This is a genomic window from Symbiopectobacterium sp. Eva_TO (assembly GCF_053848865.1).
This window is the reverse complement of the sequence record NZ_JBSPEY010000004.1, coordinates 212500-228274: the sequence shown is the minus strand read 5'-3', so window position 1 is coordinate 228274 and position 15775 is coordinate 212500. Positions and strand designations below refer to the sequence as shown.

8 protein-coding genes, 1 tRNA gene and 8 pseudogenes are annotated in these 15775 nt (G+C 52.4%); 10 read left to right on the top strand and 7 right to left on the bottom strand.

Going from position 1 to position 15775, the window contains the following annotated elements; all coding sequences use genetic code 11:
- The first annotated feature begins 386 nt into the window (after window positions 1-386).
- The 6 genes and pseudogenes from ACWWJF_RS03060 (at window position 387) to ACWWJF_RS03035 (ending at window position 5858) form a co-directional block, all read left to right on the top strand.
- Complete coding sequence (locus ACWWJF_RS03060; RefSeq protein WP_455868654.1) at window positions 387-1718, top strand: IS4 family transposase; 1332 nt, start codon at window positions 387-389, stop codon at window positions 1716-1718.
- Window positions 1711-2433: pseudogene (locus ACWWJF_RS03055) on the top strand (amino acid permease); the annotation flags it as partial. The gene ACWWJF_RS03060 and the pseudogene ACWWJF_RS03055, both read left to right, overlap by 8 nt.
- A gap of 90 nt (window positions 2434-2523) precedes the next feature.
- A pseudogene (locus tag ACWWJF_RS03050) lies at window positions 2524-3218 on the top strand (transposase); the annotation flags it as partial.
- A 77-nt stretch (window positions 3219-3295) separates the two neighbouring features.
- A protein-coding gene (locus ACWWJF_RS03045) for an IS3 family transposase (RefSeq protein WP_455868653.1) occupies window positions 3296-4464 on the top strand; the annotation gives its coding sequence in 2 pieces (ribosomal slippage) (window positions 3296-3551 and window positions 3551-4464; 1170 coding nt in all).
- Window positions 4465-4474: 10 nt separating this feature from the next.
- Window positions 4475-4984 (top strand): annotated as a pseudogene (locus ACWWJF_RS03040) (DDE-type integrase/transposase/recombinase); the annotation flags it as partial.
- 223 nt (window positions 4985-5207) lie between these two features.
- Window positions 5208-5858 carry a hypothetical protein gene (locus ACWWJF_RS03035; RefSeq protein ID WP_455870907.1) on the top strand — a complete coding sequence of 217 codons (651 nt, stop codon included), beginning with the start codon at window positions 5208-5210 and terminating at the stop codon, window positions 5856-5858.
- Between the two features lie 118 nt (window positions 5859-5976).
- Here the strand turns inward: ACWWJF_RS03035 and ACWWJF_RS03030 are convergent, their stop codons facing one another.
- The 4 genes and pseudogenes from ACWWJF_RS03030 to ACWWJF_RS03015 form a co-directional block, all read right to left on the bottom strand.
- Entirely contained in the window at window positions 5977-6579 is a 603-nt protein-coding gene (locus ACWWJF_RS03030; RefSeq protein WP_455868652.1) for a peroxiredoxin C, read from the bottom strand.
- Window positions 6580-6733: 154 nt separating this feature from the next.
- A pseudogene (locus ACWWJF_RS03025) lies at window positions 6734-7096 on the bottom strand (ACP phosphodiesterase); the annotation flags it as partial.
- A protein-coding gene (locus ACWWJF_RS03020; RefSeq protein ID WP_455868400.1) for an IS3 family transposase occupies window positions 7083-8251 on the bottom strand; the annotation gives its coding sequence in 2 pieces (ribosomal slippage) (window positions 7083-7996 and window positions 7996-8251; 1170 coding nt in all). The gene ACWWJF_RS03020 and the pseudogene ACWWJF_RS03025, both read right to left, overlap by 14 nt.
- Before the next feature lie 72 nt (window positions 8252-8323).
- Window positions 8324-8569, bottom strand: a pseudogene (locus ACWWJF_RS03015) (ACP phosphodiesterase); the annotation flags it as partial.
- Between the two features lie 139 nt (window positions 8570-8708).
- Here ACWWJF_RS03015 and queA point away from each other — a divergent pair.
- Together queA and ACWWJF_RS03005 are read left to right on the top strand one after the other, a co-directional pair.
- Window positions 8709-9797 carry a tRNA preQ1(34) S-adenosylmethionine ribosyltransferase-isomerase QueA gene (queA, locus tag ACWWJF_RS03010; RefSeq protein ID WP_455868651.1) on the top strand — a complete coding sequence of 363 codons (1089 nt, stop codon included), beginning with the start codon at window positions 8709-8711 and terminating at the stop codon, window positions 9795-9797.
- A 235-nt stretch (window positions 9798-10032) separates the two neighbouring features.
- Window positions 10033-11074, top strand: a pseudogene (locus ACWWJF_RS03005) (IS481 family transposase).
- A 74-nt stretch (window positions 11075-11148) separates the two neighbouring features.
- Here ACWWJF_RS03005 and ACWWJF_RS03000 read toward each other — a convergent pair.
- Window positions 11149-12195: pseudogene (locus ACWWJF_RS03000) on the bottom strand (tyrosine-type recombinase/integrase).
- A gap of 201 nt (window positions 12196-12396) precedes the next feature.
- Between ACWWJF_RS03000 and ACWWJF_RS02995 the strand changes: the two are divergent.
- Window positions 12397-13241 (top strand): IS5 family transposase gene (locus tag ACWWJF_RS02995; RefSeq protein ID WP_455868650.1). Its coding sequence is split into 2 segments (ribosomal slippage): window positions 12397-12742 and window positions 12742-13241, totalling 846 coding nucleotides; the frame shifts between segments, so codons are not numbered across the junction.
- A 258-nt stretch (window positions 13242-13499) separates the two neighbouring features.
- On the opposite strand, the gene ACWWJF_RS02990 is transcribed toward ACWWJF_RS02995, so the two are convergent.
- A protein-coding gene (locus tag ACWWJF_RS02990) for an IS3 family transposase (RefSeq protein ID WP_455868649.1) occupies window positions 13500-14668 on the bottom strand; the annotation gives its coding sequence in 2 pieces (ribosomal slippage) (window positions 13500-14413 and window positions 14413-14668; 1170 coding nt in all).
- A 77-nt stretch (window positions 14669-14745) separates the two neighbouring features.
- Window positions 14746-14955: pseudogene (locus ACWWJF_RS02985) on the bottom strand (transposase family protein); the annotation flags it as partial.
- A gap of 737 nt (window positions 14956-15692) precedes the next feature.
- Between ACWWJF_RS02985 and ACWWJF_RS02980 the strand changes: the two are divergent.
- Window positions 15693-15769 (top strand) — tRNA-Met (locus ACWWJF_RS02980).
- Window positions 15770-15775 lie beyond the last annotated feature (6 nt).

The following is a 15775-nucleotide window of genomic DNA, read 5'->3' as shown; positions in this document are numbered from 1 at the left end:
TCGCCTGTGGTTTTTCTTTTGTAAGACAGGGCTGCTTAATTTATGGAACAACAATCCGCTAAGCTAAAGCGTGGGTTAAGCCCATATCGTTATACACATCTTTTGGCCATTTTTTGAACAGGATGCTCAGAACCCCGTGAATTAAGGCATTCAAGCCATCCCATTGGCTTTTTGAGGTTCAAAATGCCACTCTGAGATAAACCCGTAACTCATTGATTAAACAGTGCGTTAGAAAGATGTGTATAACGATATGGGTTAAGCCACCTCGTTATACACAAGTCCGCAACGCCTTATATGCCAAGGGTTAGCGGGCTGAAATAGGCAGCCGGTGGGGTTGTAAATGAAGTGAAACCGACGTGTACTATCGCCATTTACGGCGCTGAAAAATGACACGGGATTCAGATGGCTGGGCACACCAAGAACTGGAAGGGGTAAATCTTGGTGACACGAGGCCCAATAAGCGTGCCAAAGGGCTTTTGATACGGCTGGCTGAGAATCCGCAAGCCAGCATTCCGCATGCGTGCCTCGGATGGTCTGAGACGCTGGGTGCTTACCGCTTCATGGAGAACCAAGCATTCGAATGGCGAGACATTCTGCAACCTCACTGGCAGCGTACGCAGGAAAGGATCCGAGAACACGAGGTTGTGCTGTGTATCCAAGACACTACCGAGCTTGACTTCAACGGGCAGCAAATCCAAGGCTTGGGTCCCTTGAACTACGAAGCCAGGCGTGGTCTGTACCTGCATCCGACCTACGCGGTCAGTCCGGATCGCGTGGGGTTGGGCGTACTGGATGCGTGGATGTGGGCAAGAGAGCCGAAGGATGCAGACGGAAAACGCGATGGGCTCAAGGAGAGTACGCGCTGGCTCGAGGGATACGAGCGAGTTGCTGAACTCGCCTCGGAGTTGCCAAACACACGTCTGGTGTACTTAGCCGATCGCGAAGCGGATATCAAGGCGTTGATGCAGCTCGCTGATGACCTTGGCACTCCGGCTGACTGGTTGATCCGCTCGACTCATAATCGCAGTCTGGACTGTAATGAGAAGCTTTGGCAGAAGGTTGGAAAGACCGTGCCGGTGGGAGAAATCCAATTCGTTATGGCGGCTCGCGCGGGGCAGAAGGCGCGTACGGTGAAACAGGCGCTGCGCGTGAAGCGAGTGTCGCTGCGTTGCGGGTTGGCAGTGACTTGTGTGATAGCCAAGGAAATTGAGCCGCCAGCAGGCGTGAAGCCGGTCGAGTGGCGGTTGCTGAGCAATCGCGTACCTGAAGGACGAGAAGATATCGTGGAGCTGATCGACTGGTATCGGGCTAGATGGGAAATCGAGATGTTCTTCAATGTGCTGAAGAACGGCTGCTGTGTCGAAGCGTTACAGTTATCGACCGTGGATCGCATTGAGCGGGCATTGGCGCTGTTCATGATCGTGGCATGGCGCATCGCCTATTTAATGCGTATGGGACGAACCTGTCCAGAGCTGGACGCAATGTTGTTCTTTGATTCCGACGAGACTCATGGAGCTTACCTACTGATGAACAAGCGTATGCCCAAGGGCCGCCCTAAGCTAAACGAAGTATTGCGCTTAGTTGCGCAACTCGGAGGCTTTCTTGCTCGAAAAGGCGACGGTGAACCAGGCGCAAAAACTATCAGGAAAGGCTTGCAGAAAGTCATGACGGCCGCCGAAACGCTACGCGCGCTCAGGCACGAACAGAGATGTGTATAACGAGGTGGGGTTAAGCACGCGGCATATCCGCTTCATTGCACTCGGATCGGCGATTGGTACCGGGCTGTTTTATGGCTCGGCCAGTGCCATTCAGATGGCAGGACCAAGCGTGCTGTTGGCTTATATCATCGGCGGCGTTATCGCCTATATCATCATGCGGGCGCTGGGAGAAATGTCGGTCAATAACCCGCAGGCCAGCTCCTTTTCCCGCTACGCGCAGGATTACCTGGGGCCGATGGCGGGCTACATCACCGGATGGACATACTGCTTTGAGATCCTCATCGTCGCCATCGCGGATGTGACCGCGTTTGGTATCTACATGAGCGTTTGGTTCCCTGATGTGCCGCATTGGATCTGGGTTCTGAGCGTGGTGCTGATCATTGGGGCCATCAACCTGATGAGCGTGAAGGTGTTCGGTGAGTTGGAGTTTTGGCTCTCGTTCTTCAAGGTCGCTACCATTATCATCATGATCGTGGCGGGCATTGGGATTATCGTGTGGGGTATTGGTAACGGCGGCCAGCCAACCGGAATCAGTAACCTGTGGAGCCACGGCGGTTTCTTCACTAACGGTGTGATGGGCATGGTCCTGTCGTTGCAACTGGTGATGTTTGCCTACGGCGGTATCGAAATCATTGGTATCACCGCCGGTGAAGCCAAAGATCCGCATAAATCCATTCCGCGCGCGATCAACTCGGTACCGTGGCGCATCCTGGTTGATGTAGTCCCCTGTAACACCAGACAGTAGCTGTATCTCCAGATAAGAGATAGGCTTAGATATATGTCTAACAATCATGCTAATTTTGAAATGACCGGGATCCTGTTAAGGCAAGAAGTCCGTAAGCGTAAAACTCCGCAAGAGAAAATCGCCATCATTCAGCAGACAATGGAGCCGGGGATGAACGTCTCCCATGTAGCCCGCCTGCATGGCATCCAGCCCAGCCTTTTGTTTAAGTGGAAGAAACAATACCAGGAAGGAAGCCTCACCGCCGTTGCGGCCGGAGAAGAAGTGGTTCCAGCTTCGGCGCTGGCGACTGCCCTCAAGCAGGTCCGGGAGCTACAGCGCCTTCTGGGTAAGAAGACGATGGAAGTTGAGATCCTCAAAGAAGCAGTGGAGTACCGCCAGTCGCGAAAATGGATAGCGCACGCGCCCTTGTTGCCAAAGGATGGGGAATAGCTCTGGTCAGCCGCGCCATGAGCGTGTCGCGTGCGCAGCTGTCACTGCGGGTTAACCGTTCTGCCGACTGGCTGGACAGGCGCAGCAACCGGCGTAATGACGAAGCTGATGCTGAGATATTATCGGACATCCTCCGTATCATCAGCGACATGCCCAGTTACGGTTACCGCCGAGTGTGGGGTATCCTGGGTAAGCAACGTCGTGCAGAGGGACTTCCACCGGTGAACGCCAAACGGCTTTACAGGATAATGAGCGAGCATAACCTGCTGTTGTTGCATGATAAAACTGAACGTCCGAAGCGGGAGCATAAAGGCAAAATCGCGGTAGCAGTGTAGTGGCACACTGATACTGGCCACCTGATCGGAGGTGATATGCTCACCTCATCAACACGACAGGTGACCTCATGGGTAAACATTTTACGGCGGAATTTAAGCTCGAAGCCGCAAAGCTGGTTGTCGACCACGGCTACACATACGTTAAGGCCGCAGAGGCGGTTAATGTCAGCCATTCTGCCATTAGTCGCTGGGTCAATAAGCTTCGCCTTGAACGACAGGGAAAAACGCCAACGGGACTTCCTCTTACCCCTGAACAGCTCGAGCTGCGTGAGATGAAGAAAAAAGTCCAATGCCTTGAAATGGAGAACGAAATCCTAAAAAAGGCTACGGCGCTCTTAATGTCGGACTCACTCAACGGTTCACGGTAGTCGACAGGCTGAGGGCGCGATACCCGGTCACGGCGTTGTGCCAAATTTTTGAGGTACATCGCAGCAGCTACAGGCACTGGCAGGCTTCCGCTAATGAACCCGACGGTGAGCGCGTGGTTAAGTGTAGCCGCGTCATGGAAGCCTGGAACGCCAGCGGCGGCTCTGCCGGCGCTCGAAGTATCGCGACCATCGTCACCGGCAGCTCCGGTGTCAAAATGGGGCGCTGGCTGGCTGGCAAGCTGATGAAGGAGCTGGGTATCGCCAGCTGCCAGCGACCGGCTCACAAATACAAACGCGGCGGCAATGAACACGTTGAAATACCGAACTATCTCAACCGCCAGTTCGCGGTTACCGCGCCGGATCAGGTCTGGTGCCGCGATGTGACCTACATCTGGACGGGCAAATGCTGGGCTTACCTTGCGGTGGTGCTAGATCTGTTCGCCCGCAAACCGGTGGGCTGGGCCATGTCGACGTCGCCGGACTCGGCGCTGACAGTTAAAGCGTTGCAGATGGCCTGGGAACTCCGGGGACAACCAACAGGAGTCATGTTCCACAGCGACCAGGGCAGCCACTATACCAGCCGTCAATACCGGCAAGCCCTGTGGCGCTGCCGGATAAAGCAGAGTATGAGTCGGCGGGGTAACTGCTGGGATAATGCGCCAATGGAGCGGTTCTTCCGCAGCCTGAAGACAGAATGGGTGCCGACAAAGGGTTACAACAGCTTCAGCGAAGCCCAGGACGCGATTATCCGCTACATCACGGGGTATTACAGCGCTATCCGGCCTCACTGGTATAACGGCGGCTTAACTCCAAACGAATCTGAGCGACTGTTCTACATACAGTCTAATGCGGTGGCCAATATTAGTTGACCACTACACAGAGAGCGATATGCGCTGGTGCTCAGATGGCTTCGAGTTCGGTTGTGACAACGGCGAGAAGCTGCGGGTGACGTTCGCACTGGACTGCTGCGACCGGGAGGCCATAGACTGGACAGCGAGCACCAGGGGTTATGACAGTTCAACCGTGCAGGATGTGATGCTGAGGTCGGTGGAAAAACGCTTCGGTAGCGCGCTGCCGGATAAACCAGTGCAATGGCTGACGGATAATGGTTCAGCGAACACAGCGCATGAAACGCGGAAGTTCGCCAGAGAACTGAATCTGGAGCCCTGCACAACAGCAGTGAGCAGTCCACAGAGTAACGGCATGGCAGAACGGTTCGTGAAGACGATGAAGGAAGATTACATCGCCTTCATGCCAAAACCTGATGTGCGAACAGCGCTGAAGAACCTTGCAGCGGCGTTCAATCATTACAATGAAAACCATCCGCACAGTGCGCTGGGATACAACTCCCCAAGAGAATATCGGCGCCAGCGGGCATCGTTAACTTAAGAGACAAAAGCTGTCCGGAGATGGTGGGTCAAGATCACCGTGGCGCATCCTGGTGTTCTACGTCATATCGTTATACACATCTTTCTAACGCACTGTTTAATCAATGAGTTACGGGTTTATCTCAGAGTGGCATTTTGAACCTCAAAAAGCCAATGGGATGGCTTGAATGCCTTAATTCACGGGGTTCTGAGCATCCTGTTCAAAAAATGGCCAAAAGATGTGTATAACGATATGGTTCTACGTGGGTACGTTGTTTGTCATCATGTCGATTTATCCCTGGAATCAGGTGGGTACCAACGGCAGTCCGTTTGTGTTGACCTTCCAGCATCTCGGCATTACTGCAGCAGCGGGCATTCTGAATTTTGTGGTCATCACGGCGTCTCTGTCGGCGATTAACTGCGACGTGTTTGGCGTGGGCAGCACGATGCACGGCATGGCTGAGCAGGGCAACGCGCCCAAGGTCTTTGCCAAAGTGTCGCAGCGCGGTATTCCGTGGGTCACGGTCGTTGTAATGATGGCGGCGCTGCTGGTGGCGGTTTACCTTAACTACATTATGCCGGGCAAAGTGTTTTTGGTGATTGCATCGCTGGCAACCTTTGCCACCGTATGGGTGTGGATCATGATCCTGTGCTCGCAAATTGCGTTCCGCCGTCGTTTGAGTGAGAACGAGGTGAAGGCACTGGCATTCCCGCTGCCGGGTGGGGTGGCATCTTCGGTAGTGGGTATCGTGTTCCTGGTGTTTATTATCGGACTGATTGGCTACTTTGAAGAAACGCGTGTTTCCCTCTACGTAGGCGTGTTGTGGATTGCGTTGCTGCTGTTGAGTTATGCCTTTAAACAGAAACGGCAGAAGCTGGCGAATGGCAACGCGTAAGCGTGGTTGAGCGGCAATGAAAAAACGGGGCGGAAAGCCCCGTTTTTTATTCTCTGAACATTACTAATAAAAAAGCCGACGGCATAGCGTCGGCTTGTTGTCGCGGAAAAGGACGAGATTACAGCTTGTCGGCATTTTCCGTAAGGTATTTTGCAACGCCATTTGGCGATGCGCCCATACCGGATTTGCCTTTTTCCCACTGTGCCGGGCACACTTCGCCGTGCTCTTCGTGGAATTGCAGGGCATCAACCATGCGCAGCATTTCATCAACGTTACGGCCCAGCGGCAGATCGTTGACAACCTGATGGCGTACCACGCCTTCTTTGTCGACAAGGAAAGAACCGCGCAGTGCCACGCCCGCATCCGGGTGCTCAATGCCGTAGGCTTTCTGGATTTCACGCTTCACGTCGGCGACCATGGCGTACTGCACCGGGCCGATACCGCCGCTTTTCACCGGCGTGTTGCGCCAGGCGTTGTGAACGAATTCGGAGTCAAAAGAGACGCCAACCACTTCTACACCGCGATCTTGAAACTCTTTATAGCGGTGGTCAAAGGCGATCAGTTCTGACGGGCAGACGAAGGTAAAGTCCATCGGCCAGAAGAAAATCACTGCCGCTTTACCGCTGATGTGCTTTTTCAGATTGAAGTTTTCAATGATTTCACCATTGCCTAATACGGCAGCAGCGGTGAAGTCAGGGGCTTGACGCGTTACCAGGACCATAATAACTCCTATAAAAGTGATTAAAAGGACGAGGATGAAAAAACAACAGGCAGTATAGGGTTTCTTTCCTCATGAATACAGGTTAACAGACCGATTGATGAGATAGGTTTTGTCTATTGAATTGATTGGTCATACCCAGCATAAATCGACAGCGTTACAGTTGTTGCAAACGAGCCTGTTCCATCATACGTGGATAGAAACACCAAAAATAGTCTTCAAAGGCGGTGTAGTGGCGCTCGATATCCTCAAATGAGCCTGCTAATGCCGCCAACCGGGGGCGGCGTATCGCCATGCGTTGCAGCACATCAGCAATAAAGGGCAATTCGGCGTAGCGCTCCAGCCAACGTTCACGCCACAGATAGTGATTCAGGTTTTGAAAGCGTTCCGGCGTGTCAGCCAGATGTTGCTCTATCTGGGTGCGAGCGGTAGCGACAAACGCTTCCAGCGATTGTTGCGGACACACGCGTGTCCAGTGACGGGCAAGAAAATGGTCCCTGTAGTGGTCAACTAATATTGGCCACCGCATTAGACTGTATGTAGAACAGTCGCTCAGATTCGTTTGGAGTTAAGCCGCCGTTATACCAGTGAGGCCGGATAGCGCTGTAATACCCCGTGATGTAGCGGATAATCGCGTCCTGGGCTTCGCTGAAGCTGTTGTAACCCTTTGTCGGCACCCATTCTGTCTTCAGGCTGCGGAAGAACCGCTCCATTGGCGCATTATCCCAGCAGTTACCCCGCCGACTCATACTCTGCTTTATCCGGCAGCGCCACAGGGCTTGCCGGTATTGACGGCTGGTATAGTGGCTGCCCTGGTCGCTGTGGAACATGACTCCTGTTGGTTGTCCCCGGAGTTCCCAGGCCATCTGCAACGCTTTAACTGTCAGCGCCGAGTCCGGCGACGTCGACATGGCCCAGCCCACCGGTTTGCGGGCGAACAGATCTAGCACCACCGCAAGGTAAGCCCAGCATTTGCCCGTCCAGATGTAGGTCACATCGCCGCACCAGACCTGATCCGGCGCGGTAACCGCGAACTGGCGGTTGAGATAGTTCGGTATTTCAACGTGTTCATTGCCGCCGCGTTTGTATTTGTGAGCCGGTCGCTGGCAGCTGGCGATACCCAGCTCCTTCATCAGCTTGCCAGCCAGCCAGCGCCCCATTTTGACACCGGAGCTGCCGGTGACGATGGTCGCGATACTTCGAGCGCCGGCAGAGCCGCCGCTGGCGTTCCAGGCTTCCATGACGCGGCTACACTTAACCACGCGCTCACCGTCGGGTTCATTAGCGGAAGCCTGCCAGTGCCTGTAGCTGCTGCGATGTACCTCAAAAGTTTGGCACAACGCCGTGACCGGGTATCGCGCCCTCAGCCTGTCGACTACCGTGAACCGTTGAGTGAGTCCGACATTAAGAGCGCCGTAGCCTTTTTTAGGATTTCGTTCTCCATTTCAAGGCATTGGACTTTTTTCTTCATCTCACGCAGCTCGAGCTGTTCAGGGGTAAGAGGAAGTCCCGTTGGCGTTTTTCCCTGTCGTTCAAGGCGAAGCTTATTGACCCAGCGACTAATGGCAGAATGGCTGACATTAACCGCCTCTGCGGCCTTAACGTATGTGTAGCCGTGGTCGACAACCAGCTTTGCGGCTTCGAGCTTAAATTCCGCCGTAAAATGTTTACCCATGAGGTCACCTGTCGTGTTGATGAGGTGAGCATATCACCTCCGCTCAGGTGGCCAGTATCAGTGTGCCACTACATCCCATAGTACGTCAAGCGTGATGGGCGCCACGCGGCGGTAATCGGCGCTGAAATGGGCGGCGGCGGCTTTTACTTCGGCCTGGCTGTCCGTTAGCACATCAATGCGGCGGTGCAGGCGGATACCTGACACCACGTCATCGCTAAAGCCTTGTTGCGGGTTACCGCGCACAAAGTCTGCCATCAGGTTGCCGAGAAGCGAACTATCGGCTAGCGTGGCCAAGTGAAGATGAGCAAGAAAATTCATTCTGCCAGTTTACATCAATTTCATGCACCGTTTGCTTATTTGTTGCAGCCGCGCGCTTACGGCTCTAGACTAGACCGCCGTTTTTTTACCTGTTCCTGTCGAACACTCTTTTATAAATAGCACAACCAAGTGAATAGCCATGCGAGTCTCTGATTTTTCGTTTGAACTTCCCGAAGCGCTGATTGCGCACTATCCGCAGGCGCAGCGTAGCGGCTGCCGATTGCTGTCGCTGGACGGACCGACGGGAGCCTTGACCCATGGTGTTTTCACCGATTTGCTGGATAAGCTGGCACCGGGCGATCTGCTGGTTTTTAACAATACGCGCGTCATTCCTGCTCGTTTGTTTGGTCAAAAGGCCAGCGGTGGCAAGATTGAAGTGCTGGTTGAGCGCGTGCTGGATACGCAGCGTGTGCTGGCACATGTTAAAGCGTCCAAGTCGCCCAAACCGGGAACGGAACTGTTGCTGGGAGAGGACGGCAGCGTCAAAGCGGTGATGGCCCAGCGCCACGATACGCTGTTTGAGCTGCACTTTGATGATACGCGCGATGTGCTGACGATATTAAACGACATCGGCCATATGCCGCTGCCGCCTTACATTGACCGACCGGATGAAGACGCCGATCGTGAACTGTATCAAACGGTGTATAGCCAGCGCCCCGGTGCGGTTGCCGCACCGACGGCGGGCCTGCACTTTGATGAGCCTCTGCTGGCTGCATTGCGCGAGAAAGGGGTTGAAATGGCGTTTGTCACCCTACACGTCGGCGCAGGTACTTTCCAGCCCGTGCGGGTTGATACCATCGAAGATCACATCATGCATGCGGAGTATGCTGAAGTGCCGCAGAACGTGGTAGATGCTGTGCTGGCGTGTAAAGCGCGCGGTAATCGCGTGATCGCTGTTGGCACCACGTCGCTGCGTTCATTGGAAAGTGCGGCGCAGGCAGCACAAGATGCGCTGATTGCCCCTTTCTTCGATGATACCCGAATTTTTATCTATCCCGGCTATCATTATCGCGTGATCGACGCGCTGGTGACTAACTTCCATCTGCCAGAATCAACGCTGATCATGCTGGTGTCAGCGTTTGCGGGCTATCAGCACACCATGGCGGCTTACCGTGCGGCAGTGAACGAGCTGTATCGCTTTTTCAGTTACGGCGATGCCATGTTTATTACGCATAATCCCGTGGCTGAAGCGGAGCACATCGCCAGTGCGGCGGACAATGACGCTTAAATTTTTTGAAAACAAACGCATAATAGCGCCGCAGAGTGCAATCTGTTGGCGTGTTGACTGACTTACCAATAACAACATCGGACTGTTTTTCCGGTGTAAGTTGCTTGTTAAAAAGATGCGACACTAATTAATGTGTATTAGTCGCGACTTGATCTGACACTGGACCTTGAAAGGTTGAGAGTTACCGGTTTTGATATGGGTGTCGAATCCTTATACAAAACACGAGGTAACTCTCATGCTTCATACTAACAATCCCATCATCAAACACAAAGCCGGCCTGCTCAATCTCGCCGAAGAACTCGGTAACGTATCAAAAGCCTGTAAAATCATGGGGGTGTCACGCGACACGTTTTATCGCTATCAGGAACTGGCGGCAGAAGGCGGCATTGACGCTCTGGTTAACCAAAACCGCCGGGTTCCCAACCTGAAAAACCGTGCTGATGAAGCCACTGAACGTGCGGTTGTTGATTACGCCATTGAGTTCCCGGCTCATGGCCAGCACCGGACCAGTAATCAGCTGCGTAAAAAAGGCGTCTTCATTTCTGGCAGCGGTGTGCGCTCCATCTGGCAACGACACGATCTGGAAAACTTTCGTAAGCGCCTGAAGGCACTTGAGGAAAAAGTTGCCAGAGAAGGCATTGTACTTACTGATGCTCAAATCGCTGCACTGGAGAAGAAGGCGCACGACGACGAAGCCTGTGGTGAAATAGAGACTGCTCACCCGGGTTATCTGGGGTCGCAGGACACCTTCTACGTGGGTAATCTGAAAGGTGTTGGCCGTATCTACCAGCAGACGTTCGTGGATACGTACTCGAAAGTGGCGCACTGCAAGCTTTACACGAGTAAAGCACCGATCTCTGCCGCCGACCTGCTCAATGATCGCGTGCTGCCGTTCTACGAAGCTCAGGGGCTGCCAATGCTAAGAATACTGACGGACAGGGGGGACGGAGTACTGCGGTAAAGTGGAACAACATGACTATCAGCTGTACTTGGCTATCAACGATATAGACCATACGAAAACGAAAGCGATGTCTCCGCAGACAAACGGTATCTGCGAGCGCTTCCATAAAACTATTTTGCAGGATTTTTATCAGGTTGCGTTCCGTAAGAAGTTATACGAGGACCTAGAAAGTCTACAAAAGGATCTGGACAACTGGTTGTGGCATTACAATAATGAGCGAACTCATCAGGGTAAAATGTGCTGCGGGCGTACGCCAATGGCCACGTTACTTGATGGTAAACGAGTCTGGGCAGAAAAAAATCTGAACCAGATTTAATCTGACAGACACCTGTATAAATAACCGGTAACTGTCAGATCAGGTCTGAGCTAATACAATTAATGCGTTTGTTATCAATTTCCTACGACTGACAAATAAGGTCGTCCGTCACCTGACGCATCGCTCTGTGCCAAAAATGTGACAATACCGCTAAATTTGTTTAGATGTTCGGTGCTGAGGTGGGCGTACTTATTGACCATCTCAAGTTTCTGCCAACCGCCAAGCTCTTTTAGCGTCATCAGTGGCGTATCGTTCTGTACGTGCCAGCTTGCCCATGTGTGCCGCAAGTCGTGAAAACGAAAGTCAGCGATCCCAGATAGGTTCAGCGCCCTAGCAAAGTCGTCACGACTTATTTGCGTTCTTTGCTTGCCATCAACGGAAAACACATAATCGCAGTCTTTGCTGCACTCCGTGATCACACGCACCGCCTCATCGTTTAGCGGTAGCGGGCGGGCTTTTCCTGATTTAGCGTTATCGGCAGTCACTACAGCTATGCGGCGTGACAGGTTGACGCTTTCCCATTTAAGAGAGAAAATCTCTCCTTTCCTTGCCCCGGTTAGTAGCGCGAAAGCAACAACCCTCTTCATCCATCCAAGGCGTAGGGAGTTGATCAGCGCTCTTGCTTGCTCTTTTTCTATCCATCTAACCCGCACCTTTGGCTCCCTCTGAGACGATACGTGCGGGGCGCTTCTCACCCAACCGGCTTTAACTGCCAAAGAAAAAGCCCGCATGATGAACGCCCTGTACCTATTGCGCGTTGCGTTGGAAAGCTTAACCCTCCTAGCGGTTGAATGCGTTGGCAAGTTGTTCGCTATCTCCTCGCTTGAGATCGTAGATATCACCCTCCCCCGGAACACATAAAGCCATTAACGGGCCTGGATTTGCTTGTCGGTAAAGTAAGGCTGATTCTCCGCATCTCGCAAGGCGAGTATGACGATATCTTCGAAAAAGCGGTCAGGTATCTTGTCCAGCCTAGACACCTGCCACATTTCATGCCTTAGCTTATCGTGATACTCTTGCGCCTTTACTTTTTCCTCGGTGCAAGCAGATCGTCTAATTCTCGATCCGTCTGGCGCTGAGATGTCCACCCAATACGTTTTACCTCTTTTGTAGATCGGCATTTCTTTTCCTTACCGACCACAGCCAGCCGGATAACATTGTTAACTTTGCGATAGAAATTTTCCAGACTTTCTTTGTTGGCCCTCCATCTACTGCCAACTTTGAACATGTGGTAGCGCAAAGGATCTCTGTATATGGCACTAGGCTGTGTCCCTTAATTACCTGAGTTATAGTAACCGTATGTTTCCAAAGTATATTGAACTATGGCTCGCTACGACCTTCCCGATGAAGCATGGATGATCATCCAGTCTTTACTGCCTGCTGAACCAGCAATACCACGTGCCGGACGTCCATGGGCAGAACATCGTAAAATCATCAATGGTATGTTCTGGATTCTGTGCTCAGGTGCTCCATTGCGTGATTTACCTGAGCGATATGGTCCGTGGAAAACCGTATATAACCGCTTTAATCGGTGGTCAAAATCGGGTGTGATTAACATTATTTTCAACAGGTTACTTTCTGCTCTTGATGCGCATGGTCTCGTTGACTGGTCTGCCACGGAGCTGGATGGCAGTAATATCCGGGCGCTGAAATGTGCTGCCGGTGCTCAAAAAAACATCCCGATATCGCCGGAGATAACGGTCTGGGTCGCTCTCGCGGTGGTTTTGGCACCAAAATCCATCTGGCAACAGACGGAAGTGGTCTCCCGTTAAACATCCTGCTGAGCCCCGGACAGGCTCACGAAAGCCAGTTCGCATTACGTTTTCTGGACGGTATTGGTGTTCAGCGCCAGAATGGCAGCATGAAGCGTCGTGGTTATGCGGTGCTGGCTGACAAAGCTTATTCAGGGCATGTACTACGCAACGAGCTGAAACGAAAGGGGATAAAGGCAGTCATCCCCCGAAAAACGAATGAAAAAATGGCTTCGGACGGGCGCTCACGGTTCGCCAGTGGCGCTTACCGTCATCGCAATGTAGTGGAAAGATGTTTTGGCCGATTAAAAGAATACCGCCGTATTGCCACACGTTATGACAAAACGGCGAGGAATTATCTGTCGATGGTTAAACTGGGCTGCATCCGCCTCTTTTACAAGAAGTTATGCAATTAAGGGACACAGCCTAGGAGAAACATTTATCCTTTTGGAGAATTGCCTTAAAGTGAGGAAGTTGTCGGAATCATCCATGTCAATCACCTTGCTTTGAAGTATTCAATTAGCCGCTTAACGAGTTCAGCCAGATACCACAAGAAACAGGCCCCACCAATGAAAGCGAATAGGGCGTTCTTCTGCTCCATGTGCCAGCCAAGCAGAAATAAAAAAGCCACCGTGACAGTGGCTAATAACCAGTTGGGTAACGGTATGTAGTGGTCAACTAATATTGGCCACCGCATTAGACTGTATGTAGAACAGTCGCTCAGATTCGTTTGGAGTTAAGCCGCCGTTATACCAGTGAGGCCGGATAGCGCTGTAATACCCCGTGATGTAGCGGATAATCGCGTCCTGGGCTTCGCTGAAGCTGTTGTAACCCTTTGTCGGCACCCATTCTGTCTTCAGGCTGCGGAAGAACCGCTCCATTGGCGCATTATCCCAGCAGTTACCCCGCCGACTCATACTCTGCTTTATCCGGCAGCGCCACAGGGCTTGCCGGTATTGACGGCTGGTATAGTGGCTGCCCTGGTCGCTGTGGAACATGACTCCTGTTGGTTGTCCCCGGAGTTCCCAGGCCATCTGCAACGCTTTAACTGTCAGCGCCGAGTCCGGCGACGTCGACATGGCCCAGCCCACCGGTTTGCGGGCGAACAGGTCTAGCACCACCGCAAGGTAAGCCCAGCATTTGCCCGTCCAGATGTAGGTCACATCGCCGCACCAGACCTGATCCGGCGCGGTAACCGCGAACTGGCGGTTGAGATAGTTCGGTATTTCAACGTGTTCATTGCCGCCGCGTTTGTATTTGTGAGCCGGTCGCTGGCAGCTGGCGATACCCAGCTCCTTCATCAGCTTGCCAGCCAGCCAGCGCCCCATTTTGACACCAGAGCTGCCGGTGACGATGGTCGCGATACTTCGAGCGCCGGCAGAGCCGCCGCTGGCGTTCCAGGCTTCCATGACGCGACTACACTTAACCACGCGCTCACCGTCGGGTTCATTAGCGGAAGCCTGCCAGTGCCTGTAGCTGCTGCGATGTACCTCAAAAGTTTGGCACAACGCCGTGACCGGGTATCGCGCCCTCAGCCTGTCGACTACCGTGAACCGTTGAGTGAGTCCGACATTAAGAGCGCCGTAGCCTTTTTTAGGATTTCGTTCTCCATTTCAAGGCATTGGACTTTTTTCTTCATCTCACGCAGCTCGAGCTGTTCAGGGGTAAGAGGAAGTCCCGTTGGCGTTTTTCCCTGTCGTTCAAGGCGAAGCTTATTGACCCAGCGACTAATGGCAGAATGGCTGACATTAACCGCCTCTGCGGCCTTAACGTATGTGTAGCCGTGGTCGACAACCAGCTTTGCGGCTTCGAGCTTAAATTCCGCCGTAAAATGTCTACCCATGAGGTCACCTGTCGTGTTGATGAGGTGAGCATATCACCTCCGCTCAGGTGGCCAGTATCAGTGTGCCACTACATGGTGAACTGGCAGGTATCGATGTGCCGCCATTTACGATGACGGTGATCGTGAACAGAACAGGATTTACCGCAGGTCGGACAGGCTAACCGGGTGTTTTCAGCGATTCCCACAGTGACAGTAACAGAACCGGCATTTTCATCGAGAGAAAGGGACCTTACCTGCCACGGAACGGACAGGTTGAGAATATGAGCGTAGAGAGACTTTTCGTCCATGGCGGTGACCTCTGGCGATTAAATGCACCATTATCATGCCTTCAGCCACCACAACAAGAGAAGACCCTCCAGTTCACAATGGCCGTATTGGATTGCTGAGTTACCGTCATCGCATTGCCGTTTCCGCCAATCGACACGTTACCCGCTGCGACCGTGGCATCGCCAGGCAACTCTCCGCCCAGTGTGGGGGCGGTGATAGCGGTGCTTACCAAGAGTGCGATGATACGTTTGTTGAACCTGGTGTTAATTTTGCTGTGCTGCGCATAACAAGATGTTACTAAAAAAGGTGATGTCATTAGCATAATTCCTAAAAATGGTGATAGTTGTAAATTTCGTTTCCTTATTATCACGCTCTAATTTTACGGTAAATTTACATTTTTAGTCATTGGGTTACAAAATTAATAAGCGATCGATGTGTAAGGATTAAATGCTGATTCGGTGTGCTATTTGTTGTGTTAAATGGCACGCGGCACTACGATATGGAGCGTTTTTTGCTAATTTGGTTTCTTAAAAAAAGGCATACGACTTTAATGCTGTTTTTTTCAGCGTTTTCGTGGCTGAATGAGCCGTTTTTCTCTGTTTTTTGTGGGCGCGCGGCGGGCTGTTTTTCAAGGGTTGACAACTGTCTTTTCTTTTCAATAAAATAGAGAAAGATTTCAGATCTTGTCCTCGCATCATCTCTGATTGATAGCTTGCTTTTTCACGTTTGGCGGCGTACTATTTGCCACGTTTTCGGACGCGGGGTGGAGCAGTCTGGTAGCTCGTCGGGCTCATAACCCGAAGGTCGTCGGTTCAAATCCGGCCCCCGCAACCAAATCAC

Coding starts and splice junctions, on each gene's coding strand:
- ACWWJF_RS03060 (WP_455868654.1), top strand. CDS start 387: ATGACACGGGATTCAGATGGCTGGGCACACCAAGAACTGGAAGGGGTA.
- ACWWJF_RS03030 (WP_455868652.1), bottom strand. CDS start 6,579: ATGGTCCTGGTAACGCGTCAAGCCCCTGACTTCACCGCTGCTGCCGTA.
- queA (WP_455868651.1), top strand. CDS start 8,709: ATGCGAGTCTCTGATTTTTCGTTTGAACTTCCCGAAGCGCTGATTGCG.